The sequence below is a fragment of the Idiomarina abyssalis genome, from assembly GCF_019797805.1.
GTDB lineage: Bacteria > Pseudomonadota > Gammaproteobacteria > Enterobacterales > Alteromonadaceae > Idiomarina > Idiomarina abyssalis.
The window spans coordinates 1,313,769-1,338,387 of sequence record NZ_CP081832.1; the positions used below are offsets into that span (position 1 = coordinate 1,313,769).

The 24,619-nt window shown below is 44.8% G+C and carries 22 protein-coding genes; 4 read left to right on the forward strand and 18 right to left on the reverse strand.

Annotation, left to right across the window (positions count from 1 at the left end; all coding sequences use genetic code 11):
* Positions 1-23: 23 nt before the first annotated feature.
* The 13 genes from ttcA to K5X84_RS06240 all read right to left on the reverse strand — a co-directional run bounded on the left by ttcA (position 24) and on the right by K5X84_RS06240 (position 14,987).
* Positions 24-923 (reverse strand): tRNA 2-thiocytidine(32) synthetase TtcA, encoded by a 900-nt coding sequence (gene ttcA, locus K5X84_RS06180; RefSeq protein ID WP_222235345.1) that lies wholly within the window; start codon positions 921-923, stop codon positions 24-26.
* 63 nt (positions 924-986) lie between these two features.
* Positions 987-1,913: a universal stress protein UspE gene (gene uspE, locus K5X84_RS06185; RefSeq protein ID WP_199495178.1), complete on the reverse strand. Its 927-nt coding sequence runs from the start codon at positions 1,911-1,913 to the stop codon at positions 987-989.
* 65 nt (positions 1,914-1,978) lie between these two features.
* Entirely contained in the window at positions 1,979-2,650 is a 672-nt protein-coding gene (locus tag K5X84_RS06190) for a sulfite exporter TauE/SafE family protein (protein ID WP_233399476.1), read from the reverse strand.
* Positions 2,622-2,801: a cbb3-type cytochrome oxidase assembly protein CcoS gene (gene ccoS, locus K5X84_RS06195; protein WP_054487724.1), complete on the reverse strand. Its 180-nt coding sequence runs from the start codon at positions 2,799-2,801 to the stop codon at positions 2,622-2,624. Before ccoS ends, K5X84_RS06190 begins: the two co-directional genes overlap by 29 nt.
* The gene (locus K5X84_RS06200) at positions 2,798-5,176 is read right to left on the reverse strand and encodes a heavy metal translocating P-type ATPase (RefSeq protein ID WP_222235346.1); all 2,379 of its coding nucleotides are present in this window, start codon (positions 5,174-5,176) and stop codon (positions 2,798-2,800) included. Before K5X84_RS06200 ends, ccoS begins: the two co-directional genes overlap by 4 nt.
* A gap of 4 nt (positions 5,177-5,180) precedes the next feature.
* Positions 5,181-5,678: a FixH family protein gene (locus K5X84_RS06205; RefSeq protein WP_199496440.1), complete on the reverse strand. Its 498-nt coding sequence runs from the start codon at positions 5,676-5,678 to the stop codon at positions 5,181-5,183.
* A 51-nt stretch (positions 5,679-5,729) separates the two neighbouring features.
* The gene (ccoP, locus tag K5X84_RS06210; protein ID WP_054487729.1) at positions 5,730-6,683 is read right to left on the reverse strand and encodes a cytochrome-c oxidase, cbb3-type subunit III; all 954 of its coding nucleotides are present in this window, start codon (positions 6,681-6,683) and stop codon (positions 5,730-5,732) included.
* Positions 6,676-6,858 carry a cbb3-type cytochrome oxidase subunit 3 gene (locus tag K5X84_RS06215; protein ID WP_054487731.1) on the reverse strand — a complete coding sequence of 61 codons (183 nt, stop codon included), beginning with the start codon at positions 6,856-6,858 and terminating at the stop codon, positions 6,676-6,678. The genes ccoP and K5X84_RS06215 overlap by 8 nt, the downstream gene beginning before the upstream one ends.
* Complete coding sequence (gene ccoO / locus K5X84_RS06220; protein WP_054487732.1) at positions 6,858-7,478, reverse strand: cytochrome-c oxidase, cbb3-type subunit II; 621 nt, start codon at positions 7,476-7,478, stop codon at positions 6,858-6,860. Before ccoO ends, K5X84_RS06215 begins: the two co-directional genes overlap by 1 nt.
* Positions 7,479-7,489: 11 nt before the next feature.
* Positions 7,490-8,926 (reverse strand): cytochrome-c oxidase, cbb3-type subunit I, encoded by a 1,437-nt coding sequence (ccoN, locus tag K5X84_RS06225; protein ID WP_054487734.1) that lies wholly within the window; start codon positions 8,924-8,926, stop codon positions 7,490-7,492.
* 137 nt (positions 8,927-9,063) lie between these two features.
* On the reverse strand, positions 9,064-10,704 hold the full coding sequence (locus K5X84_RS06230; RefSeq protein WP_222235347.1) for a methyl-accepting chemotaxis protein: 1,641 nt from the start codon (positions 10,702-10,704) through the stop codon (positions 9,064-9,066).
* A 100-nt stretch (positions 10,705-10,804) separates the two neighbouring features.
* Positions 10,805-13,930 carry an efflux RND transporter permease subunit gene (locus tag K5X84_RS06235; RefSeq protein ID WP_222235348.1) on the reverse strand — a complete coding sequence of 1,042 codons (3,126 nt, stop codon included), beginning with the start codon at positions 13,928-13,930 and terminating at the stop codon, positions 10,805-10,807.
* Complete coding sequence (locus K5X84_RS06240; protein ID WP_222235349.1) at positions 13,923-14,987, reverse strand: efflux RND transporter periplasmic adaptor subunit; 1,065 nt, start codon at positions 14,985-14,987, stop codon at positions 13,923-13,925. Before K5X84_RS06240 ends, K5X84_RS06235 begins: the two co-directional genes overlap by 8 nt.
* 103 nt (positions 14,988-15,090) lie before the next feature.
* On the opposite strand from K5X84_RS06240, the gene K5X84_RS06245 reads away from it, so the two are divergent.
* Positions 15,091-15,282 carry a zinc ribbon domain-containing protein gene (locus tag K5X84_RS06245; RefSeq protein ID WP_054487742.1) on the forward strand — a complete coding sequence of 64 codons (192 nt, stop codon included), beginning with the start codon at positions 15,091-15,093 and terminating at the stop codon, positions 15,280-15,282.
* A 16-nt stretch (positions 15,283-15,298) separates the two neighbouring features.
* Here the strand turns inward: K5X84_RS06245 and K5X84_RS06250 are convergent, their stop codons facing one another.
* Positions 15,299-15,859, reverse strand: coding sequence for an FMN-dependent NADH-azoreductase (locus K5X84_RS06250; protein ID WP_199494807.1), 561 nt, complete (start codon positions 15,857-15,859; stop codon positions 15,299-15,301).
* 113 nt (positions 15,860-15,972) lie between these two features.
* Between K5X84_RS06250 and K5X84_RS06255 the strand changes: the two genes are divergently transcribed.
* The 3 genes from K5X84_RS06255 (at position 15,973) to fabA (ending at position 20,254) form a co-directional block, all read left to right on the forward strand.
* Complete coding sequence (locus K5X84_RS06255; protein WP_054487747.1) at positions 15,973-16,884, forward strand: LysR substrate-binding domain-containing protein; 912 nt, start codon at positions 15,973-15,975, stop codon at positions 16,882-16,884.
* An 858-nt stretch (positions 16,885-17,742) separates the two neighbouring features.
* Positions 17,743-19,659, forward strand: a complete 1,917-nt coding sequence (locus tag K5X84_RS06260; protein WP_199494808.1) for an AAA family ATPase — start codon at positions 17,743-17,745, stop codon at positions 19,657-19,659.
* A gap of 82 nt (positions 19,660-19,741) precedes the next feature.
* Positions 19,742-20,254, forward strand: coding sequence for a 3-hydroxyacyl-[acyl-carrier-protein] dehydratase FabA (gene fabA, locus K5X84_RS06265; RefSeq protein WP_054487751.1), 513 nt, complete (start codon positions 19,742-19,744; stop codon positions 20,252-20,254).
* Positions 20,255-20,338: 84 nt separating this feature from the next.
* Here the strand turns inward: fabA and rmf are convergent, their stop codons facing one another.
* The 4 genes from rmf to K5X84_RS06285 all read right to left on the reverse strand — a co-directional run bounded on the left by rmf (position 20,339) and on the right by K5X84_RS06285 (position 24,617).
* Positions 20,339-20,515 (reverse strand): ribosome modulation factor, encoded by a 177-nt coding sequence (rmf, locus tag K5X84_RS06270; RefSeq protein WP_074930759.1) that lies wholly within the window; start codon positions 20,513-20,515, stop codon positions 20,339-20,341.
* A gap of 176 nt (positions 20,516-20,691) precedes the next feature.
* Positions 20,692-22,428, reverse strand: coding sequence for a DUF3466 family protein (locus K5X84_RS06275; RefSeq protein WP_222235350.1), 1,737 nt, complete (start codon positions 22,426-22,428; stop codon positions 20,692-20,694).
* 6 nt (positions 22,429-22,434) lie between these two features.
* The gene (uup, locus tag K5X84_RS06280; RefSeq protein ID WP_054487755.1) at positions 22,435-24,381 is read right to left on the reverse strand and encodes an ATP-binding cassette ATPase Uup; all 1,947 of its coding nucleotides are present in this window, start codon (positions 24,379-24,381) and stop codon (positions 22,435-22,437) included.
* Positions 24,378-24,617, reverse strand: coding sequence for a glutaredoxin family protein (locus tag K5X84_RS06285; RefSeq protein ID WP_222235351.1), 240 nt, complete (start codon positions 24,615-24,617; stop codon positions 24,378-24,380). The genes uup and K5X84_RS06285 overlap by 4 nt, the downstream gene beginning before the upstream one ends.
* Positions 24,618-24,619: the final 2 nt, after the last annotated feature.

A 24,619-nucleotide genomic window follows, 5' to 3' on the forward strand; every position in this document is an offset into this window, starting at 1 on the left:
TCAGGAGCCTTTTTTTATCTTATTTAAGCCAGCTGTTTAATCGGAATATCACTCATTAAAACAGGCTCATTATTTACTGCAACAGAGCTAAAATTTTCGGTATCAAAAGCTTTATCGCCGTTTTCATCGGCAACGCCATTGGCAGTAACCGCTTTAAAGTCAAACAGGGCATTGTCAGCCAGGTGCGAAGGAACAACATTTTGCATTGCGGTACATAAACTCTCAATTCTTCCTGGAAACTGCTTATCCCACTGGTTAAGCATTTGCTTTATTTGCTTCCTTTGAAGATTTTCCTGAGAGCCACACAAGTTGCACGGAATAATTGGAAACTCCATAGCCTCAGAATATTGCTCTATGTCCTTTTCCCGGGCGTAGGCAAGTGGTCGAATAACAATATGTTCACCGTTATCGCTTGCGAGTTTCGGCGGCATCGATTTTAATTTGCCGCCATGAAACATATTTAAAAACAAGGTTTCAATCATATCGTCTCTGTGGTGTCCCAGAGCTATTTTAGTGGCTTTTAACTCCTTTGCCGTACGGTATAAAATTCCACGGCGTAAACGCGAACAAAGAGAGCAGGTTGTCTTTCCTTCAGGGATTTTATCTTTCACGATACTATAGGTGTCTTCTTCAACAATTTTGTATTCAACACCAAGCTTTTCTAAATACTCAGGAAGTACATGCTCTGGGAAACCGGGCTGCTTTTGATCAAGGTTAACGGCGATCAGGGAGAATCTTACAGGAGCGACTTTTTGAAGGTACTGCAATGTGTCTAACAGAGTGTAGCTGTCCTTGCCACCGGACAGACAGACCATGATGCGGTCACCATCCTCAATCATGCCAAAATCTTGTATGGCTTTGCCGGCTTCGCGGCGAATACGTTTCTGTAGTTTGTTGAAACTGTATTTGTTTTCACTGGCCATAATGGCTCCTGCAACCTGTCATATTTAAGCGTTAGGAGCCGGATTATACCTGAGGCATTAAACTCAAGCGAGGGGACTAACGAAGTCTTCTGGCTTAATGGCTAATACGTCGCAATTTAACTGATCCAGCACATGCTCCGCAGTATTACCCAGTAACGCAGCGCTTAACCCAGTGCGGCCAATAGTCCCTAACACGACTAATTCGGCATCCAGTTGTTTGGCCGCTTCAGGTATCACTTGTTCCGGTAAACCTTGAGAAAGGTACTGATAGTGACTGGAAATGCCATACTCCCGGCCAAGAGCAGCCATTCGGTTTACATGATGCTGCTCGAGAGCATCTGTATACTCGCTGACATCAAACTCTGGAATTTCTACCGCTACATTAACGGGCGCACTAGGGTACGCATTAACCAAATGCACACTGGCATCAAGAACTTTGCTCATTGACTGAGCGTGTTCAATAATTCGTTTATTTAATTTCTGATGATGTTCTTCTTCTGAACCCGTGTGAACAGCGGCAATAATTTGGCCATGACTGGGCCATTCGTGTTCTTTGACCAGCAAAACCGGGCAGGGGGCTTTTCTTAACAAGTGCCAGTCAGTTGGTGTGAAAATGAGATTTTGGAAACTCGCACTGACCTGAGTACCTTTTATGATGAGATCATGCTTGTGTTTAATCGCTTCTCTAATAATAGCTTCAAACGGGCGATTGTGCCAAACAACGCTGATATCAATAGCAATTGCGTCTGTATCAAATTCACTCAACAAGTCTGTTAGCCAGGCTTTTCTGTCAGCAATGAGATTAGAACGCATAATATCGCGTTCTTCGCTGGATAACATGGTTGTCATTTCATAAGAGAAATCGTAAATGGATAAAAACAACGTCAGTCTGGCATCACTCAATCGAGCCATATGCAGACCTCTTTTCAAGGCTTTATGCTGCTCATCGGCGGCATCTATAACGACCAAAACATGACGGAATGCGTCCATACTCACCTCATAATAAATCCGCGTCTATTAGTTAGATTAGACGAAAGCAGAAAGCTTTGCAGGCTTTATTGAAAAAAAGGTTTGAGGAGGGTCAATAAACTCCATAAGGCATAAATAATTAGTAAAACACCCATGGCTGTGCGAACCCCCTGAGCTCGCAAAAAGTTGTGCAGAAACTGGCTGAAATGACCGGCTGCAACCATAGCTGGCAAGGTTCCTAAGCCAAAAGCCGCCATGGTTAATGCGCCACCGCTGGCTGAACCACTTAACGCGGCCCAGCTAAGAGCACTGTAAACCATACCGCAAGGCAGCCAGCCCCATAGGGTTCCGGCAAAGAAAGTGGCAAAAATACCCGGTTTGTTTCTCAGCTTAGCGGCAAAGGGCTGAACCTTTCGCCATACCGGGCTTGCAGCTTTTTCCAAATAAACCAGGCCAGCAAACCAGCCCGTAAAATAAAGCCCCAATAGAAGCAGAAAAATAACCGCCAACCAACGCAGAATAACGGTTGTATAACCACCTTCGGGAGCAAAAAAGCCTATGGCGCCGCCGACAAGTGCTCCAATTATCATATAAGAGGACACTCGGCCTAAATTATAAAGCCATACATGATGGGGCTTAGTATTAATGCCCATGGCGCTTGCTATCCCGCCACACATCATCAGGCAGTGACCAGCGCCCGCAAGGCCCATGAGTAATGCGGTTACAAGATCAGCGCTTTGGCTTATCGGATTCATCATCGGCCTTGTTGTCTTCATCATCCATTAGAATATTGAGACCCTGACGCTCAATATCTTCAAACTGATCGGAGCGTACCGCCCAGAAAAAAATAGCCACGGCGATGATCACAAAAATTATCGCAACCGGTATTAACGCGTAAATTACACTCATTTTCGATACAACCTTAAAGAGTTACCAATGACCAACAGAGAGCTGAGCGACATGCCAAGCGCTGCTGCCCATGGTGCAACCATACCAATAGCTGCAACAGGTAATATAGATACATTATAAACTAATGCCCAAGTGAAATTTTGCTGCATCACCTTGCGTGTCTTCAGAGCGCTTTCTATAACCACTTTTATTTGGTTCAATGACTCTGACATTAGTACAACGTCGGCAGCGGTTTGCGCCAAGTCTGATGCTTTTGAAAAGGTCATTGAAAGATCAGCTTTTGCAAGAACCGGACTGTCATTGATGCCGTCACCGACCATCCAGACAGTATGACCTAATTGTTGTTGTTCGGTAACGAATGCCAATTTTTCCTCTGGCTTTAATCCACTATGGTACTCAGCTATGCCTAACTCTTTAGCCAGTTCATGGACTCTGGACTCACTGTCACCACTTAATATAATAGGCTCATAGCCATTTTCTTTTAACCATTCTATGGTTTCTGCTGCACCGTCCCGTACTTGATCCTCAACCCGGAACTGTGCCAAAACCTGCTTTTTGCTTGCCACAATTACCTGGTACTTATTAAGTGCTTTAAACTCAGGGTGCCATTGCTGAATAAAACGTTCACTGCCGACTCGATAAACTTCACCGTCAAGTTCGCCTTGCAGTCCGGCCCCCATTTCGTTGCTGACATGAGTAAATTTAGCAGGGGTATATGAAAGTTGACTCAAAGGAACGGAAAGAGGGTGCTCGGAAAACAGTTCCAGTCCACTAACAATATGATTCACTGTTTTGGGGTCGATAGAGTCCTGGCGTTCAACAAGCCGAAACTGCCCCTCGGTTAAAGTACCGGTTTTATCAAGACAAACTTTGTCTAACTGCTTTACAGACTCTAATACATCAGCGCCTTTAAGTAATATCCCATCTCGATTGAGCCGATGAATAATACCGGTAAGCGCGGTGGGAGCGGCAAGTGATAAAGCACAAGGGCAGGTTGCAACCAAAACCGCTAAAGTAACCCACAACGCATGCTCAGGCTGAATCCACCACCAACTGAAGAACGTAATAACAGCAATAATTAAAATGGCAGCAATAAAATAACCTGCAATTTTATCAATAACTTGCTGAGCTCTTGGCTTAACCGCTAATGCAGAGTCCTGCATTGATATAATACCCGCCAGCACGGTCTGCTGAGCAATAGCCGTCACTTTGACGCGTATCGGCGAGTGCTGGTTAATACTGCCGGCAATAATTGCGTCGCCAAGCTTTTTCGAACGTGGCAGGCTTTCACCTGTTAGCAAACTTTCATCAACCTGTGCCTGCGGATTTAACAACTCTCCGTCGGCAGGAATGGTTTCACCAGCTTTTACACGAATAATGTCGCCGACGTTTAATTGCTTAATAGCAATAGATTCAACAGCGTCATCGGTTTCTCTGGAAGCCAGCTTAGGTAAAAGAGTCAGCCGGTTAGTTGCAAATTTTAACGCACGTTCCTTTGCGAGTAGCTCAAGAAAACGTCCTGTTAAGAGGAAGAAGGTGAACATGGAGATGGATTCAAAGTACACCTCGCCAGTATTGGTAATAGTAGCGTACACACTGGCACTGTAAGCTCCTAACAAAGCAATACTTACCGGAATATCCATATTCAAGCGTGAAGCCTGTATAGCCCGAAGAGCGCCAGCATAAAAAGGTTGTGCACTGTACAGAATGACTGGAGTTGCAAATACCAGACTGACTCCCCATAAAAAACGCTGTAAGTCAGGAGAGAGGTCACTTACCACACCAAAGTACAGGCCAAAAGCAATCATCATTACTTGCATGGTGGCAATACCTGCCACGCCTAAGCGCCTTATATAACTTTTTCTCTGGCGCTCATATTGCTGTTCAGCCTCATTGGCCTGAAATGGCAAAGCTTTATAACCAATTCCTGCTAACGCTCTGAGAATATTGCTGAGTTTTAACTCCTCAGGTGACCAGCTAACCTGTAATCGACGACTGGTAACATTAACGATAGCTTTGTGTATGCCTTTCAAACGCATTAATTCACGTTCAATAAGCCAGCCGCACGCACCACAAGTGATATTCTCTATTGTCAGAGTGGCAATCTCAGTGCCATCACCTTCGTGTCTTACAAACTCTTTTTGTAAGTCAGGGTGGTCATACAAATTCAAATCATTTAACTCATCAGGGAGTACAGGAGTCTCCTGAAGTTGGGAGATGTCCCGGTGTTCATAATAAGCATGTAGACGATGCTCAATAATGGTTTCTGCCACGGCCTGGCAACCGGCACAGCAGACGGGCTTTTCTGAGCCTTTATATTCAACAGAAAGGTTAACTCCCCGGGGAATAGGCTGCAGGCAGTGGAAGCATTCCATGTGTTTAAACTCCGTATAATAATGGACGAAGTTTTGTTAATTCACTTTTAGGGAGTTGATACTTTTCGCTCACTTTCCATACCTTGTTATAGGGTTCAACAGTAACGGTCCACTTGCCGCTAATGTTGTCTGGAATATCAGCCCGGTAGGTACCGTCTGCGGCGACACTTAGCAAACGACTAAAGTCTTTTTCAGGCTGAGTAGCATGCACAAAATAAACCCGTAAAGCTGACAGCTCTTCCGGTTCACCTGAAGCATATTTTAGAGTTAACTTGCCCTGATTTGCAGTAAATTCGAAGGAAATATTACGACGCTGAGCTTCTTCAACGTGCTCAATAACAGCGTTAATTGTCTTGCCGCGTTTATAGTAATCGTCGACCACCATCGAAAAGTTGCCCTGAGAGATGGACAAATAAATGATAACACCGCAAACGATCATTACAGTAACGGGAAGGGAAATAAGAAACCATGGCCAAAACTGCTTATACCAAGGTTGAATCATAATAGGACCTCTTACAAAAAACCCCGCCGTAGCGGGGCTATATACTGCGTTTTATTCGTCGTTTGACAAGCTGTAGACATAAGCTGAGATAACATGAATTTTATCTTCACCTAAAATGTTTTTCCAGGCAGGCATAACGCCGCTACGCCCATACCTAATAGTTTCTTCAATTTTATTAATTGAACCGCCATATAGCCAAACATTATCAGTCAAGTTAGGAGCACCCAGCTGCTGGTTACCTTTTCCATCCTGTCCGTGACAAGCGCTGCAGACTGCAAAGTTTGCCTTGCCGGCTTCAACCAGGTCAGGATCTCTGTCGCGGCCACTAAGACTTGCGACGTAGTTTGCCAGTTCATTAATTTCTTTATCACTGAACTGCTCACCAAAAGGTGCCATGTTACCGCGGCGACCTTCTAATAAGGATGTCTTAATATCGCTTGGCTCACCACCGTACAACCAGTCATCATCAGTCAAGTTAGGGAAGCCCTGGCCACCCATAGCGTTTGAGCCGTGACACTGAGCACAGTTTTGCAAGAATAGCCGTTGACCAACATCTAAAGCATCTTCATTTTTTGCCAGTTCTTTAACAGACTGCTCTGCAAATGCTTCAAAAATAGGGCCGTATTTCTCTTCAGCTGCACGAATCGAACGATCGTACTCAACTATCATTCCTTTTTCATGGGCTTCTTCCATTGCCTGACGAGACTCCTCTAGAGAGCGAACGTCTTGGTTTGAACTTTTCCAGTCCAATAGGCCATTGAAATTGCCTAACCCAGGATATAAAGCTAAGTACAAAAAGCCCCAGGCAAAACAGGCCCAGAATAAATAGGTCCACCACTTTGGAAGAGGGTTGTTTAACTCAACAATTCCATCGAATTCGTGGTCCATTTCCTGACCTTCTTCGATGTGAGTATAATTTTTCATGTTCCAGCGCAATAGCCAAATTAGTACCACCAAAGTGGCCAGCGTCAGAACAATTATCCATGCACTCCAGAAGCTACTCATCTTTCTTCGACTCCGGTTTGTCGCTTTTATCTACTGATGACTCGTCCTCAAATATGGAATTAGCCGCTTCATCAAATTGTTTTTTTGTGCGGCGACTGAAAGCCCAAAACACAATAGCAATGAAAATTGCCAATATGATCAGGCTAAACACGCCGCGCCAGGTTCCGTAATCCATTACTTATCAGCCTGCTGTAACGCAGTGCCAAGAGACTGCAAGTATGCGATAAGAGCGTCCATTTCGGTTTCACCCTGAACAGCTTCTTTAGCCCCGGCAATATCCTCATCTTCATAAGGAACGCCAAGCGAACGCATAACTTCCATTTTCTTAGCGGTGTCTTCACCCGTTAGCTTGTTTTCTGCAAGCCACGGGAACGCTGGCATATTTGATTCAGGAACCACATTTCGTGGGTTCATTAAGTGAACGTGATGCCACTCATCACTGTAACGTCCACCAACCCGAGCCAAATCAGGACCTGTCCGTTTAGAACCCCAAAGGTGAGGGAATTCCCATACGTGTTCTCCGGCTAAAGAGTAATGTCCATAGCGTTCTGTTTCAGCACGGAAAGGTCGAATCATCTGACTGTGACAGTTGTTACACCCTTCGCGGATATAGATATCACGGCCTTCAAGTTCTAATGCTGTGTATGGCTGTAGCCCTTTAATCGGTTCATTGGTCTGCTTCTGAAAAAGTAGGGGAGTGATTTCTACCAAACCGCCAATAGAAACAGCAAGAATCATTAAAATAGACAGCCAACCTAAGTTTTTCTCAACAAATTCGTGTTTAAAGCGACTCATTATTCTCTCCCTCAGGCAGTTTGTACGACGTTGCCTGCAGCTGTCTCACGACGGCCGGCACGAATTGTCTGGTAACAGTTATAAGCCATAAGCAGCATACCAACGACAATGAACACACCACCAATAAAGCGGCCTGTCCAGAACGGATACGATGCTTGAACACTCTCTACGAAACTATAAGTTAGTGTTCCATCAGAGTTTGTCGCACGCCACATAAGACCTTGCATAACACCTGAAATCCACATTGAAACAATGTAGAAAACTACGCCGATAGTGTGTAACCAGAAATGAACGTTAACCAGCTTAATGCTGTGAATTTCTTTCTGATTAAACAAGCGAGGTACCAGGTAGTACATAGAGCCGATGGTAATCATCGCAACCCAGCCTAGAGCGCCTGAATGCACGTGACCAACGGTCCAGTCGGTGTAGTGAGAAAGGGCGTTTACTGATTTGATTGCCATCATCGGACCTTCGAAAGTCGACATACCATAGAATGACAGAGATACAATCAGGAAGCGCAGAATTGGGTCGGTACGCAGTTTATGCCAGGCACCCGATAAGGTCATGATACCGTTGATCATGCCGCCCCACGAAGGAACGAACAGAATGACTGACATCACCATACCCACTGACTGAGTCCAGTCTGGTAAAGCGGTGTAGTGCAAGTGGTGCGGTCCGGCCCAAATGTATAAGGAAATAAGTGCCCAGAAATGAACAACCGACAAACGGTACGAGTAAACGGGGCGTTCTGCCTGCTTTGGCACAAAGTAATACATCATGCCCAGGAAGCCGGCTGTCAAAAGGAAACCTACAGCGTTATGTCCGTACCACCATTGAACCATGGCATCTACAGCACCTGAGTAGATTGAATATGACTTAGTAAACGACACTGGTATCGCGAAGCTGTTCACAATATGCAGCATGGCGATAACAACAATAAAGCCACCGTAGAACCAGTTCGCCACATAAATGTGCGATGTCTTACGAATAGCCAATGTCCCAAAGAAAACAATGAGATAAGCAACCCAAACGACAGCAATCAGGATATCGATTGGCCATTCCAGTTCTGCATACTCTTTGCTGCTAGATAGGCCCAAAGGCAGAGTAATAACCGCTGCAACGATGACGGCCTGCCAACCCCAGAAGGTAAAAGCTGCCAACTTGTCTGAGAACAAGCTCACTTTACAGGTCTTTTGAACCACGTAATAAGAGGTAGCAAAAAGTGCACTGGTACCAAACGCAAAAATAACCGCGTTAGTGTGTAGTGGGCGAAGACGGGAGTAGGTTAACCAAGGTGTATTGAAGTTTAGCTCTGGCCAGACTAGCTGAGCAGCTATCAATACGCCCAACGCCATACCGACGATACCCCAAATAATGGTCATGACAGTAAACTGCCGAACGACCTTCATATTATATTCGATCGGTTGTTGTGGAATTGTTTGACTCATCTTTTAAATCCGCAGTGATTAAGATCAGGAAAAAGGTGACTTTTACCAGACACGATCCATGTAAAAGTACGTGCATTTTACGTCTTGTGACTCAAAAGGTACAGGGCAGATTACTATTGTCCCTAGTCTTTTTAAGGTTATTTTGTTTTAAACCGGCTCACAAGTTGACTCAGATCAATGCTGTTTTTACTGAGATCCCGGCTTACTTCAGATACCCGCGTATTTGCGTCCTGGTTAGCATGGGAAAGGTCAGAAATGCCCGTGATGTTTTCATTCAAATCTTTAGTGACCCGACTTTGTTCATCGGTGGCTGATGCAATTTGTATGTTCATACTGGAAATATTGGCGACCGCTTCCTGAATTTGGCTGATTGCTCGTTCGGCTTTCAACGCCTCTTCGTTGGTCGATGCTGAGCGGTGCTCCACATCATTGATAATTTGACTGACCTCTTTAATTGCTCCCTGAATGCTTTCCACAATAGAGGAGATTTCATCGGTTGAATGTTGGGTTCGGGTTGCTAAAGTCCTGACTTCATCAGCAACTACAGCAAACCCACGTCCTGCATCACCGGCCCGGGCGGCCTCAATAGCTGCATTTAATGCAAGTAAGTTCGTTTGTTCAGCAATTGCAACAATAACACCGAGTATATTACCAATCTTATCTGAACCGTCCTGTAATAACCGGGCCTTCTCACCGGCTTTACCCAATTCAGAGGTTAGTGCCTCAATATTATTGACCGATTCACGAACAATAATTGCTGAACGACCAGCTTCTTCATCGGCAGTATTCGCTGAATCGGCGGCCTGACGGGCATGGTCGGCAACTTCCGAAGCCGATGAAGATAATTCAGTGATTGCTGTAGCGATAGAGCTTGTTTGAGAACTTAATTCATCACTCTGTCGACTGCTCGTAGCCGATAAGTCAGTGAGTTGACTAGCAGCCTCGCTTTCATGTTTAGCACTCTCCTGAACGCTTTGTACGAGTTGCTGTATTTTGTGTACAAAAGTATTGAAAGAGGTCGCTAATTTAGCGAGTTCATCAGAGCCAGAGTCGTCGAGCCGCCGGGTTAAATCACCTTCACCTTCAGCAATATCAAACATTGCATTATTAATCGTTTTCAAGGGACGAGTAATACTGCGTATGATCAACACAAACAAAAGCAGGAGAGGCACAGCAAGAAACAGAGCCAACCCAGCTAACTTAAAGAACTCCTGCCACAACATGCTGGTAATATTATCGGTGTACTGACCTGTCCCCATAATAAGGTTCCAGGGTTCAAATACTCTTATTCTGCTAATTTTAGGAACCAGGTTGTTGGCATCACTGCCTTTTTGCCATATGTATTCTACGGTAGCGCGGTCAGCTGAACGTGCTTTCTGGACCATTTCCTGAAACAGTCGAGTGCCTTCAGGATCTTCGTAGCTGGTTACATCTTTGCCGACTAATTGTTTAGAGAAAGGGTGTTGTACTAAAACGCCGTCACGACTTAGCGTAAATATGTACTCCACGCCTTCGTAGCGAATGTTATCAAGGCGAGCATAAGCTTCCGCTCTGGCTTCAGATTCGCTGAGGTTACCATCCTGATATTCCTGGTGATAATGGCTGACTATGGTATGAGCTGCGTCAAGTACGGCGTTGAGTTTACGTTTTTCTTCCTCAACCAACAGGTTATTCAAAATGAACATCATAAACGCCACCATCAGAGCTGTTCCTAAAGCGGCAATTCCCAGTAGTGAAACCAGTCTCTGCGTAATACTTAACTGCTGTATGATCTTCATTGATGATCCTTAGTCAACCGACGGAAAGCTTACTTAATAGACTATCGGCAGTTTACAAAATATTTACAGTAAAAAAGTAGCGCAAAGATCAATATTTTGTCTAAGAATTCACCCCGCGTTTTTTCAGTACGAGTGCAGATAGTGCAGGTAAAGTGAAAATAGTAACAAGCGCAGCACCTATTAGACCAAACATCACAATAGCCCCAACCCCGCGGTAAAGTTCTGTACCAGCGCCAGGAATAAAGACCAGGGGAGCAATACCACACAGTGTTGTTAAAGTGGTAATAGTAATAGGTCTGACCCGCGACAATAGGCCTTCCTGAACGGCTCTCTTGATAGGGTAGTTTTCTTTATCACGTAGGTAGATTGCACGCTCCACAACCAAAATGGGGTTGTTGATTACCGTTCCCATAAGAATAAGAAAGCCCAGCATAGTGATCATATCGAACGGTTGATTTAGCGGTTGTAACCCAAAGACTGGCAATAGCTGACCAACACCATTCATCAGAGCCAAGCCGGCAATACCTGCACTGATCCCCATGGGAATAGTCGCCATAATAAGCAGGGGGTAACCCCAGTGGGCGAAAATAGCCACCATCAGCAGATAAATAATAGCTATTGAGATAACGTAGTTTTCACTTAATGCTGCCTGCGTTTCTGCCAGTTGATCGGCAGCTCCCGATAACTGAGTGGAGATGTCTGCCGCTATAACGCCTTGCTCTCTTAAGTGCTGCAGCACTTGGGTTCGCACCATTTCAACACCGGACTCAAGAGCCACCGATTCTGGAGGTATAATATTCAAGGTTACGGTACGTCTACTGTCTACCCGGCGAACCGTACTGGTATCAACTATTTGGCGCACTTCGCTAATGGCGTTTAGTGATACCGGGCGGCCATTTACGTTAAGAACGGGTAAGTCATCCAGCATTTCCGGGGTTACTTCGGTACCTTTTTCGCTATAAAGATACATATCAATTTTATCGTCGCCCTGGAAATACTCACCGACAAAGGCACCGTCTGTCAGCGCAGAAACCGCATAACCAAAACTGTCTGCATCTAAACCTAACTCACTCATACGCTCCCAGTCGGGTCGTATTTCTAATAAAGGCTGTGCCAATGTGAGTGAATTAGGCGTTGACTGTATTCTTGGGTTATCGAAAACCTCCTGCGACCGGTTATATATTGCACGCGCAGCAGCATAAACTTCATTAAGCTCCCGACCACCAACATCAACATTAATGCTGCGGGTGCCGCCGTCATTACTGCTAATAATTGATCCTTTAGCGGCAAAAGCCCTCATACCCGGGTAACGTTCGTAAACCTCTGTTATCACACCCATTAATTCGTCAATTCGGTTTTTATCACGAGTCTCAGCAATAATACGAATGTTTGAGGGTGCAACACTAAGGCTCATTGTCTGAAGCGCAGGAATGGTAACGCCTGAGCGTTTTACTTCTGCCTCTTCCGTCATTAAAGCCGGATCAAAAATAGCTCTAATTTCGTCACCAATAGATGACATGGTTTTTAAGTTGTAGCCCGGCGGTGCACTCATTGTGGCGAAGGTTTTTGCTTCTTCACCCTCTGGCAGATATTCCGCTGGCGGCGTTAGAAACCACCAAATACCTACGACCGCAACAAAAGTAACGCCCACAGTGGTTAACTTGGAGTTCTTTGAAGCCAGTAACTTTTGACTCGCAGAATCAATACGGTTAGTTAATTTGTCGGTGACCGTTGTTTTGGCTTCAGCAGGGAAGTAGGCCGCTAACAAAGGTACTAAAGTTACGGCGACAAACATCGAGGCAATAATCGATGCAGAAATGGCAATTGCAATATCAGAATAGAGCTGCCCGGCTTCCTGAACGATAAAGAGTATAGGAAGAAAAACCATCACGGTCGTGAGTGTTGACGTGAGTACCGCAGTCCAGACTCGTTTTACTCCTTCAATTGCGGCGTCTTTTGGGGTCAACCCTTTACGTCGCTCCAGCTCGATACTTTCCAGCACAACAATCGTGTTATCCAGTGTCATGCCAATGGCAAAGGCAATACCGGCTAAAGAAATAACATTAATGGTTCTGTCGAGTAACAGCAGCCCTAAAAAGCCGGCCAGAGTACAAATGGGGATGCCAATTACGGCAATAAGCGTTGCGCGCCCGGAGCGCATCAATCCGTACATGACTAAGGTTGCAAATAGGGCGCCCAGTAATAGGTTAAAGAGCACATTTTGGACGGAACTTTCCACATAGCGAACATCGTCCGAGTTTAACGTAATTTCCATTCCGGCAGGGCGAAGTAACTCTTCATTGATGCGTTCGACTTCGTCCATCATGGCATACTTGATATCAATGACATTAGAACCAAGTTCACGTTGAACCTGCAAGCTAAGTACCTGCTGGCCTTTGAACCAGGACTCGCTGTTAAGCTCAAAGTGATTAAAATCGATGTCAGCCACGTCTTTAAGTCTAACCAGGCTGTCACCGGTCCTACGGATAATTGTGTTTTCAATTTCTTCAAGTGACTCGAACCGACCAACGGTTCGTATCAAAAAACGGCGTTTACCTTGCTCCAGTTCACCTGCCGAGGTGTCGCGGTTACGACTGCTAATTGCAGAGCGAACCTCATTAACCGACACGTTGTATTGAATGAGGGCGTCTTTGTCCATCAGAATACGAACTTGTCGCTGAGCACCGCCGCTAACGTTTACCTGAGACACTCCGGCAACCGATGACATTCGCGGCCGTACATTATCCTCAATGTAATCTCGCATCATAACCATATCGATATTCTTCGGATTATCCTCAATAGGAGCGACGCGAAAGTACATGAAAGCATTACTTGAAAAAGACGCGGAAAAAATTCGAGGTTCGTCGACATTCGCTGGGTAATCCGGCACCTGACTTAACGCATTGTTAACCAGGATTAATGTTTCAGTAACATCAACACCAAAAGGAAAGTCCAGTTCTATACTCGCTTCGCCATTACTTGCACTGCTTTCCATGCGCTGTAAGTTAGGTACCGTACGAAGAAACTCTTCCTGCTCGATGAGTATTTCTTTCTCTATGTCCTGAGGCGTAGCACCGGGCCATTGTGTCTGAACAGAAATGGTTCGAACTTCTAAATCCGGTATCATTTGTACGGGAATACGGAGTGCCGCAGTAATGCCCAGCAGGCAAAGGATCAAGATAGAGACTATAGTTACGTGCTTATGCTTAATAACCGCTTCAATCATAATCCGCAGACTCCGTCAGCTCCAAAGCCTGCCCATCGGTCAGGGCCTCATTCCCCCGGACTATCACGCGCTCACCATTATCCAGGCCGTTTTCTATTTCCACATAGCCGTTAAACCTCAGGCCAAGTTCCACCGGTCTTTCAATTGCCTGCCAATTATCATTCTCTTTTTTTGCGACCCAAACCGATGTACGGCCATCACTGTAACGCACTATAGCGTCTTGCGGCACGGCGGTTTGTCTGCGTTTTGTATCAATTTCAAAGGTTGCAGTTAAAGGTATGCCTGAAATCCAATTGTCCGGATAGTCGCCCGTAATGCGAACCCGAAAAGAGCGATCATTTCCGTCCACATAGGGCACAACTCTTTTAATACTAGCGCTAATAGAAGTTTCTTTGTGACTGAGTTTCACCAATGTGTCAGAGTCAATAGAAGGGTAATAAGACTGCGACAGAAAAACATCGGCGTAGCGGTCTTTGTCGGCAACTAACTGAAAAACATTCTGATCAACACCCAGCCATTCACCAAGGTCAGCGCTTCGGGTTGTGATAACACCATCATAAGGCGCTTTAAGTTCATGATATTCTTGGTTTACTTCGGTTTCTTTTAACAAAGCTCTGCTTTCAGCCAGTTGTGACTCTGCCACCTGAACCCTGGTACGCGAACGTCGTAAGTCACTTGCTGGTACAAAGTCCGTTTCAGCAAGTGTGTCTAATTCATTCAGTTGTTGTTTTTCATCTTCCAGAGTCGCCTGAGCACTTTGTACCTGCGCTTGCAAAGACTCTATCCGGGAGTTTATCTGACGCACATCTAACGTGGCCAAAACATCTCCCTTACTGACCGAGTCGCCGGTATCCTTTTGAAGCTCTAATAGTTTCCCTTCAACCGCAAAACCAAGCTGCGAGTTATTCATGGCTGAAAGGGTGGTTGGTACTTTAACTGTGTTTACTATCGATTTTTTATTCGCCTCGATATACTCAACGGGTGTTTGAGCCTGCGTTGTACTAGCGACCAATAACGACGTTACTATTAAGGATTGTTTTAACCACGATGTCATCATTCGCACTCAGCCGGTTATTTAAATTGAATATTTTATAAGCTACGCAAAAGTTCAAAGATTCGATTACTATTGTAGACCAGAGCTTTAATTTAAGGTGCCTGCTATGAGTCTTACCGATCCAAAAACATTTGAGTGTCCTTATTGCATGACAATTAACGATATTGAAGTGGACTGGTTAAATGATATTGGGCAACAGCAGATTGTCGATTGCCAGGTCTGCTGTCAGCCAATAGAAATAGAAGTAATACAATTAGGCGATGAGATACAAATAAAAGCGCACCGCGATGACGAATAGGGTGCGCTTTATGAAGTTATATAGCAGCGATTTCTTTAGACGCTTGCTCGAACCCTTGTTGACGGGGTTCATCGCCCATATTCATTCCTTCCGCCCGAACTACAGTAACGTCAGTAATTCCGATAAAAGAAAGTGCCTGCTTTAAATAACTTTCCTGATGATCCAATGCCTGCATATCACCCTCAGAATAAATGCCCCCACGGCCTGAAGCGATATAAACTTTCTTGTCCTTAACTAAGCCCTGTGGACCTTGTTCCGTATATTTGAAAGTTACTCCGGCCTGCAGCACCCGATCAATCCAGGCTTTCAACTGCGTAGGGATAGTAAAGTTGTACATGGGCGCACCAATAATAATGGTATCTGCATCAAAAAGTTCTTGTACCAACTCATTAATCAAAGGTTTATCTTCGGCTAAAAGCTCTTCAGCCGTAAGGTGATCAACCGGGTTGGCAACCAAGTCGCGGTACACAACCGTTGTTTCTTGGTTATTTTTAAGCTGAGAGAGAATGTCGCGAGTTAATTGGCGACTAACTGACTGATCAATAAAGATACCCGAATCTAAATGTAAGACTTTCATACAAACCTCATTATTCTCTTTTTTAAGATAGTCACAGTATAATTCGTTCCAAATACTTTAATAAGAAGCTAAAATGAGAACTTACGTTCCATTAACGGAACCTTGAGGTTTTTATGTCTTTTCCCGATGTCACAAATTACTATCTATTTGCCCAAGTTATCGCCTCCGGCAGTATTAGCGCTGCCTCAAGGGATTTAAGTCTGCCAAAATCAACCATAAGCCGGAAAATGACTCAATTGGAGGAGGAACAGGGCACAAGACTTTTTCACAGAAGTCGAAGCGGCCTTAAACTAACTGATGTTGGCCGTGAGTTTCTGGTGCATTGTGAACGCCTTGTCAGTGCTGCGGAGTCAGCTCAACAAGTCACTCAGCGTCTACTGGATAAGCCGCGAGGAAAAGTTGAAGTTAGCGCGCCTTATGCAATCAGTCAGAGTTTGTTAGTTCAGGTGTTACCAGAATTCATGAGTTTGTACCCGGAGGTCGAAATCCAGCTCGTGGTTACTAACCGTCCAGTGAATCTGGTTGAAGAGGGCATTGATGTTGCCTTGCGGGTTAGACCCACCATAGAAGACTCCAGCCTGATTGCCAGACCAATTAGCCAGGCACCTCAGACACTTTACATTGCGCCCGGCTTAATTCAGGACAAAGCCATTCTGAAACCCGAAGATTTACTAAAATTCGAGCATCTCAGTATGCACTACACAAACGGCCGCTATGGCTATGAACTGATTCACAGTTCGGGCCAGCAAAAGAATATCAGAATAAAACCACGGCTTATTACCGACGACATGATTGTGTTAAGAGAAGCCGCAATCAAACAATTAGGGATTGCCGCTTTACCTAATTACCTCTGTAACGAAGCGGTCAATAATGGCGACTTAGTTCCGGTATTAACCGACTGGCATTTGCCAATCGGAATTATGCATATGACGTACTCACACCGACGGGGAATTCTTCCCGCTGTACGTGTTTTTATCGACTTTCTTGCCGAAAAGCTTCCAGATCTAGCTCAGCAGCAGTTTTAAAAAGTAAGCACTTCGTAGGGCTATTATACTGATATAGTTATGATTTAACATAATATACATTATACGCAATCATGTAATATCGAAATTCAGGTGCTTTCCAGGCCTGTGTGAAGTGACCATAAAAAGCCCCTGAAAATTCCCAGGGCTTGTTCGTGTTAACGCTCTTATCTGTGCATAGAGCCACATTAGTTATTCAAGTATGGATTAATGCAACGCGTAAATATCCCGAACTACTTCAAGTTGCCGGCAGTGAGGACCGTACAGCGATACTTGATGTTATTTTTGCTTAACTATTGGTTTGTCGTGACGTTTTTGGCTTCGAGTCATTAAACGATGATGTCTACGATAAGAACGACGCTGACAGATAGCCGTTTGCCAGCTAGCTGTTACGCTCTATTGCCAGACTCAGCTGGCCTGATCGCTGACAAAAAGTCATAACTTACCGAAACTAATCAGAAAGGATCCTCTTCGGCACTCCTGCCCGCCTTGCCAGACCAATTTCACGATCGCCACAGGCGAGAGTGAAATAAAAAACATTAATCGCAAAAGAAGCTTCTTACTGGCGTTTTTTTTCAAAAGGTTCTTCGATGGTTCCCCGGTTGGCGTTGCCAAGGAATAAAGTACGCACCACCAATACAAAAAATTGAATTCTGGCATTGGTTATTTCTGGTGTCGTGACAAGATGACAAAACGACAACGTTACCGCCTAAGTTGTACATTTAGCTCTTAATCTGTCTAAAGCCTGTTGTCGACTTGCAGGCTGTATTCTTCTCCGTTTTTTATTACGACAGCAAAACGCTCTCAATTAGCCATTTCTGTTATCATGTCTTTATTGCTAGTTAAGAGAAGAACAATTCAATGAAATTAGATAATTTCGCATTGCAGCCACAAACAAATGAATGGCTGAATGAGCTGCCGGCCGAACTTAAAGAAGATGCATTAGTTGGACAAAGACGAGCTGTTAATGCATTGAACAACGCCTTGCGCCAACAAGGCACTTATTCAAATATCTATGCGTTGTTTCCTACAGGGCTTTTGAAACGAGACATTCTCGACTCATATTTTAACGACAACCATTGGGAATTTACGCAGTGGTATGACTGGATTTACCTGGCAAACCCAACAGATCCACTAAGGCCATTATGTGTGAATTTACCCTCAGGTAGCGCTGATGCCGCTATCAAAGCTATCTGGGGGTTTCTGCAACGTCCACTAGACCAGCGCGACGAGGCCTACAAAGCGATAATTGAGCAGTTTGATACCCATAAGTTGCGTGATTATATGCAGCAGATTAGAGATAAAAAAGCCGAGGAAATTCAGGGTGAAAGTCTGGCTTCTGTTCTTGTAGGACATGAACACCCTGCCCCTTATTATTATTGCGACCGCGTAACCGAAGAGCGTTTGTTCGGACATATTGGGGTTCAATCCATTGAAGGCACGGTTAGCTCAGAGCTTCACCTTATTGAAGCGGGCTTACTGCACAAAGCAAATGGCGGTGTATTGGCCATTGAAGTTGCGCAATTGCTGGAAAATATCAAGCTCTGGAAACGTTTAAAGGACGTTATAGAAGGCGGTGAATTTGAATGGCCAAGACAGTCTCCTGATTCAGGTGCTGCTTTTTTCTATCGGCCTGAGTCAGTCCCTGTGAGCATAAAAATTGTTTTACTCGGCTCTCGCAACGAGTACGCGCAACTGCGCGAATACGACGAAGACTTCGACCATTTTTTCCCGTTTCTTGCGGACTTTCATGGTCATTACGCGACACAAAACGAGCCAGTAGCGCCCTACTTCAATTATTTACAGTATGTATGGCAACTGGCTGACGTATTGCCCTTGAGCACCGACGGTTATTCTGCCTTGCTGCGCGTTTGTGCCAGATATACCGATTACCAGCAAGAATTGACACTTAATACAGTCAGTCTGCTCCAGCTTCTTCGGGAAGCCAATGATTGCGCGTTGCAGAATCAACACGCAAAAATTGATAAAGCAGCGATAGATTTAGCGCTTCAGCAACAACGCGATCGCGAAGGTAACCTTGCCGAACTCAGTCGACGCAGCATTCTTGAGCAGCAGGTTCGAATTGATACGCACGGCACCGCCGTTGGTCAATTGAACGGTTTGACCGTCGTGACTATGGGCGGCAGTGAGTTCGGCGAACCTTCCCGAATTACCGCGACCATTCACTACGGTGACGGCGACATTATTGATATAGAGCGTAAATCAGATCTCTCCGGTAATATTCATACCAAAGGCGTCATGATTCTAAGTGCTTATTTGGCTAATCAATTTGCCCGCCATGAACCTTTGTCAGTCTCAGCAACCGTTGTGTTTGAACAGTCTTACTACGAAGTTGATGGAGACAGCGCGTCACTTGGCGAGCTTTGCTGCTTAATTTCAGCCTTGGCAGAACAGCCCGTTAAACAATCTCTTGCCATTACCGGCGCGGTTGACCAATTTGGCAATGTTCAGTCAATTGGTGCGGTCAATGAAAAAATTGAGGGTTACTATGCGCTTTGTGCACACCGGGGACTTAACGGTGAGCAAGGTGTCATTATTCCGCAGTCAAACAAACATCAACTCAACCTTAATGACGAAATCGTTGAAGCCGTAAAAAATGGGCAGTTTCACGTTTATACTGTTGAACATGTCGAGGAAGCCTTAGAGCTATTAACCGAAATACCGATTAAAACCCTTTTCCAGCACGTGCGAGACCGTACATTGGATAGTTCTGACAATGATCAACCTCGCAGCTTTTGGCGCCGTATTTTTAGCTAAGAAAGAACTTGTCGGATTTGTTTGGCGTACAGTTGTACGCTAAACTGCGCCCTAGTTTTTGAATAACTAAATTAGGGTATTTATGAATCAGTCGAGCTTTACTCGCGAAGAACTTCTGGCCTGCAGTCGCGGGGAAATGTTTGGTCCTGGCAACAGCAAGCTGCCAGCCCCCAATATGCTAATGATGGATCGCATCATTGAAATTAATGAAGACGGCGGTTCGGCCGGCAAAGGTTTTATCCATGCTGAGCTCGATATCCACCCTGACCTTTGGTTTTTTGATTGTCACTTTAAGGGTGACCCTGTCATGCCTGGTTGTCTTGGTCTTGATGCTATGTGGCAATTACTTGGTTTTCACCTGGCATGGTCTGGTGGACCGGGCCGCGGACGCGCATTAGGTGTTGGTGAAGTGAAATTCACCGGGCAAATACTTCCTGAACATAAAAAAGTAAGCTACTACATTGATATGACGCGAGTCATTAAGCGCAAATTGTTCATGGGTGTGGGCAATGGACGCGTGGAAGTAGACGGCCGCGAGATCTATACCGCCAAAGACTTAAAAGTGGGTCTATTTACAGATACTTCTACTTTCTAAAACTCGTCTTAAACGAAAAAACGCCGATGCTTTTTTATATTTAAGCATCGGCGTTTAAATTATCTATCTATTTACTTCTGACACTTAGCGGAATAAGCCGGTATTTCTGGCCTCCATTGCATCTCGCCAACCTCCCAGCCAGTGGGATCTAAAATCATCTTGAGTTTGATAAGGACAGTGGTCTTTTGAGCGGCCATGCAAACCAGCTTTAAAGCCTTGAGTATGTGCTCTTTCAAAGCGATCACGCTTTTGTCTTTTCATAAATCTATCCCTCGCCTGTTATTCACAGATTATTATTTAGAGAGTTGAGGCGTTTTTTTGTTGCCTCATTACTATTGATAGACTTATTTCAGGAGAGTTCAATCGTAAAAGCAGCACAGTATCCATTGACTTTTTTTAACGGATTGAAACTGTGCTACTTTTTATTTTCTAAACGATTATGATTTTTTGGTCTTAAGGAAGGCTCTTCTGCGTATTGCGGTAATAAGCAAACCAAGTGAGCCTAAAGTAAGCAGTGAAAACAGGCCGGTTGACGCACCTTCACGCTCAATTTGATTCTCTTCCTGGCGGCAGTTATTCAGTTCACCATCAACAGGATCAAGTTTGATTGTTACTGCGACTTCCCGCGTTTGAGTCTCACCCGATTCGTCCTGATACTCTTCCTGCTTTAGGGCTGTAGCAAGGATAACACCGTTATCATTTATGCTATTGGCTTCTACTATATCGTAAGGACTATCACAGCTAATCGCGTCGTTTAAGTTAATAAACTCTGCAGCATCATCGGTACTGTCATAAGCAAAACCAACGCGTTGCCGAACGTTAGACAACGTTGCTTCAATCTCGCCTGTACCTACTGCCATGCCATTATTGTTAATTGAATGAATAATGGTTGAGGATCCAGTGAAGAACCCGGGTACCATCGTCAATTCATCGAGATCAACATCATAAATGAAAGCTGTGTTTCTTAAGGTACCAGACAAGTTTTCAACTAAATAACCAGCCGCCTGGTTATTATCATTGATGTCTTTTGCTGACCCCCAGAAATATTTTTCATCTTCTGTTACAGGTACTGCTTCACCGTCGACAAAAATGGCTGGCATACGAATAGCGCCGCGCTGAGGATGGTAAGTCCAACTCTGGCCGACAGCGATACCGTTATTGTTGACAGCAAAAGCATAACTTGAGAAATCTCGATCATCTTCCTCGTTTCTTGGAACTAATGTCCCAAGCTCTTGCTGGCTAATAACTTCGCCACTAGCATCAAGCTGCCATAAGAAGCCTCTAACATCATAAATTGAACGTCGTGCAGAAAAGCTAGATCTGCCTCCGCCAAAGCGAGGATTATAAAAAGGCTCTATATTTGACGCGCCGGTGCTTTTTGTCTCAAACCAGATGTTCCAGGCGCAAACCTGAAGTGGAGCAGAAACGATATCATCTTCTGGTTCGCAGTTAGCTATGCGCTCTTCGGATCTTGGGCTTACACCTACACTGGCGTATCCCGCCGCTAGTCCGCTATCGTTAATATCGAAAAGAGCACTTTCACCACCAAGATAATCCGTTGCTGGAGGCGTTATTGAAGTCGTTTCACCGTTGTTATACCAAACGCCCCGAGTAATGAAGTCTGAAACAAAAAATTCAGAAGTTTGCTCCTCACCTTCACCATCTGTATATGTGTATTCAATTAAACCAAACGGAGCGCTGCTGTAACCCACTGCCGAATTCTGGTTATTTATTGAATAAAAAAAGCTGTCCGTGCTGTCTTCTAACTGATCTTCGTTTGCAGGAAAGGGAACAATGGACTGAACAGTCGTATCAAAATAATAAGAACGGTTAATGCCGACCCTTTGCTGCTGAGGTTCAGAGTTTCGCTCATTGGCTATTTGCTGAATAATGTATTCTCGTTGTTCCGGCGTTAAGGTATCAACCTCCTCTATGTCGGCGATTCCCGCATTCTGCAAAATAGCTGGAGATATCTTAGTCAGATCAAGTTCAACATCGGTCGGTAGGCGCGAAACACCGACAACAAACTCCTGAGCATTGATATCCTTCGCAAAACTGTGGCGAAAATTATCAGCGGTTGGAATCTCTTCAATTTCATATTTATCTGCTACAGCAGAGAAAGATATTGTCGACACTATCGCGACTGTGAGTGTTTTCAGCGTAAATGATTTCATTATTAACTAACTACTCTGTTCTGATAAGTTTTCCAGTTCTTCCCAGCGCTCCAGATCCTGCATCAATTGCTCTTCAATACTGGCAATTTCAGTCATCACTGGTTCCGTTTTATCTAGTGGCTGTTCAAAGAACCCCGGTTCATTCATTATTTTTTGTAATTCTTCAAGTTTTGCTTCTTTGTCAGCAATAACCTTTGGTAACTGTTCTAGTTCGCGCTGCAGTTTATAGGATAACTTCTTCTTAGGCTTGTCTGAACCTTTGTCGGCCGTTTTCTGCTTATTTTGCGAACTTTTGTTGCTGTCTGACTCTTTTGACGATGCTTTGGTTCCGCTATTTGAAAATGAATTTTCAGCCTTAGCAGCTAAATAATGGTTTAGCTCAGTAAAACCACCAATTATTTCAGTAATAACGCCCTCGCCTTCAAAATACAAAACGCTAGTGGCGGTGTTATCGACAAACTCCCTATCGTGGCTGACTAACAGAACAGTCCCCTGATAATTTGCAACAATTTGCTCCAGTAACTCTAAAGTTTCGATATCAAGGTCGTTGGTCGGCTCATCCAGTACCAAAATATTGCTGGGTTTCAGCAAGATCTTAGCTAACAGAGCTCGGTTTCTCTCACCACCAGATAAGGCACGAACGGGAGTCCGGGATTGTTTAGGGCTAAACAGAAAGTCCTGTAAGTAACTAAGAATATGACGGCTACGTCCCTGAAATTCGATATCCTGCTTACCATCACCGACGTTATCCATCACGGTTTGTTCAGGATCAAGTTGCGATCGATGTTGATCAAAATAAGCAACTTCAAGGTTTGTACCCAGTTGAACTTTTCCGCTGTCAACGTCCTGCATGCCCAGAATAACCTTGATTAAGGTACTTTTGCCGCAACCATTCGGACCGACAAAAGCGACTTTGTCGCCGCGCATTAGCAATAAGTCCAAATCATTAATAATCGGTTTTTCACCAAAACGTAAGGACAGATCTTCCCCTTCAAAAACTTTTTTGCCTGAACGAGATGACTCATTAACAGACAGGTTCGCTTTGCCCTGAAGTTCTCGACGTTGCTGTCGTTGTTTGCGCAAATCCTGGAGTGCACGCACCCGACCTTCGTTACGAGTTCGTCGTGCCTTTATTCCTTGTCGGATCCAGGTTTCCTCAGCAGCTAACTTTTTATCAAACTCGGCATTGTGAGTTGCTTCGACTTCCAGCGCTTCTTGCTTCTTTTGCAAATAGGTATCGTAATTTCCGGGGTAACTGGTCAAATGCCCACGATCAAGATCGATAATTCGGGTGGCCAGACGACGAATAAATGCCCTGTCGTGGCTAATAAATAGCACAGCACCAGAAAAATTAACGATTTGCTCTTCCAGCCAACGCACCATTTCAATATCCAAATGGTTGGTCGGTTCGTCCAGCAACAAAATGTCGGGATCAACAACCAAGGCACGAGCCAAAGCCACACGACGTAGCCAACCACCAGAAAGTGAAGCCATGGTTTCATCGGCCGGCAATTGCAGTTTCGTTAAGACCTGCTCTATTCGCGTATTCACCTGCCACCCGTTAATGGCGTCCAATTGATTCTGCAATTTATCCATTTCATCAAGTGTGGCACTGCTTGGCGAGTCAGTAAGGCTGGCTGAGAGTTCATGATAACGAGCCAACGCTTTACCCGATTCCGCCAGAGCTTCGGCAACATAGTCAAATACTCTCTGCTCAGACTGTTTGGGCGGATCCTGAGGTAAGCGTGTCACCTTAGTATCTCCAACCCACTGTATTTGCCCAGAGTCCAGAACCACTTCACTGTCGATAGCTTTCAGTAAGGTTGATTTGCCCGCACCATTTCGGCCAACTAAACAAACCCTTTCACCCGCTTCAATAGTAAAATCAACACCGTCTAAAATGGCATCGGCGCCAAAGGCCAGGTGCGCATCCTGTACACGTAATAAACTCATTGCTCTACAAACTCCAGCAATTGATTAGCATCGAAAGGCCAACGCAGCTCGGCGTCGTCTTTTCCCCGAATAAATACTGGTACTAACCAGCCGTATTCTTCTTGCAGCTCCAGCTGTTCGGCAATGTCGACTACTCCAAGTTCAACCGGCTCTTCCAGGTCAAGCGAATGCAATAACTGAATAGCCTGAGTACAAAGCGGACAGTTTGGTTTCGTAAGCAAATAAAACGCAGACATTA

What these genes read in the sequence shown, in the direction of transcription:
- ttcA (WP_222235345.1), bottom strand. Translation starts at nt 923, where the DNA reads ATGGCCAGTGAAAACAAATACAGTTTCAACAAACTACAGAAACGTATT.
- uspE (WP_199495178.1), bottom strand. Translation starts at nt 1,913, where the DNA reads ATGGACGCATTCCGTCATGTTTTGGTCGTTATAGATGCCGCCGATGAG.
- K5X84_RS06190 (WP_233399476.1), bottom strand. Translation starts at nt 2,650, where the DNA reads ATGATGAATCCGATAAGCCAAAGCGCTGATCTTGTAACCGCATTACTC.
- ccoS (WP_054487724.1), bottom strand. Translation starts at nt 2,801, where the DNA reads ATGAGTGTAATTTACGCGTTAATACCGGTTGCGATAATTTTTGTGATC.
- K5X84_RS06200 (WP_222235346.1), bottom strand. Translation starts at nt 5,176, where the DNA reads ATGGAATGCTTCCACTGCCTGCAGCCTATTCCCCGGGGAGTTAACCTT.
- K5X84_RS06205 (WP_199496440.1), bottom strand. Translation starts at nt 5,678, where the DNA reads ATGATTCAACCTTGGTATAAGCAGTTTTGGCCATGGTTTCTTATTTCC.
- ccoP (WP_054487729.1), bottom strand. Translation starts at nt 6,683, where the DNA reads ATGAGTAGCTTCTGGAGTGCATGGATAATTGTTCTGACGCTGGCCACT.
- K5X84_RS06215 (WP_054487731.1), bottom strand. Translation starts at nt 6,858, where the DNA reads ATGGATTACGGAACCTGGCGCGGCGTGTTTAGCCTGATCATATTGGCA.
- ccoO (WP_054487732.1), bottom strand. Translation starts at nt 7,478, where the DNA reads ATGAGTCGCTTTAAACACGAATTTGTTGAGAAAAACTTAGGTTGGCTG.
- ccoN (WP_054487734.1), bottom strand. Translation starts at nt 8,926, where the DNA reads ATGAGTCAAACAATTCCACAACAACCGATCGAATATAATATGAAGGTC.
- K5X84_RS06230 (WP_222235347.1), bottom strand. Translation starts at nt 10,704, where the DNA reads ATGAAGATCATACAGCAGTTAAGTATTACGCAGAGACTGGTTTCACTA.
- K5X84_RS06235 (WP_222235348.1), bottom strand. Translation starts at nt 13,930, where the DNA reads ATGATTGAAGCGGTTATTAAGCATAAGCACGTAACTATAGTCTCTATC.
- K5X84_RS06240 (WP_222235349.1), bottom strand. Translation starts at nt 14,987, where the DNA reads ATGATGACATCGTGGTTAAAACAATCCTTAATAGTAACGTCGTTATTG.
- K5X84_RS06245 (WP_054487742.1), top strand. Translation starts at nt 15,091, where the DNA reads ATGAGTCTTACCGATCCAAAAACATTTGAGTGTCCTTATTGCATGACA.
- K5X84_RS06250 (WP_199494807.1), bottom strand. Translation starts at nt 15,859, where the DNA reads ATGAAAGTCTTACATTTAGATTCGGGTATCTTTATTGATCAGTCAGTT.
- K5X84_RS06255 (WP_054487747.1), top strand. Translation starts at nt 15,973, where the DNA reads ATGTCTTTTCCCGATGTCACAAATTACTATCTATTTGCCCAAGTTATC.
- K5X84_RS06260 (WP_199494808.1), top strand. Translation starts at nt 17,743, where the DNA reads ATGAAATTAGATAATTTCGCATTGCAGCCACAAACAAATGAATGGCTG.
- fabA (WP_054487751.1), top strand. Translation starts at nt 19,742, where the DNA reads ATGAATCAGTCGAGCTTTACTCGCGAAGAACTTCTGGCCTGCAGTCGC.
- rmf (WP_074930759.1), bottom strand. Translation starts at nt 20,515, where the DNA reads ATGAAAAGACAAAAGCGTGATCGCTTTGAAAGAGCACATACTCAAGGC.
- K5X84_RS06275 (WP_222235350.1), bottom strand. Translation starts at nt 22,428, where the DNA reads ATGAAATCATTTACGCTGAAAACACTCACAGTCGCGATAGTGTCGACA.
- uup (WP_054487755.1), bottom strand. Translation starts at nt 24,381, where the DNA reads ATGAGTTTATTACGTGTACAGGATGCGCACCTGGCCTTTGGCGCCGAT.
- K5X84_RS06285 (WP_222235351.1), bottom strand. Translation starts at nt 24,617, where the DNA reads ATGTCTGCGTTTTATTTGCTTACGAAACCAAACTGTCCGCTTTGTACT.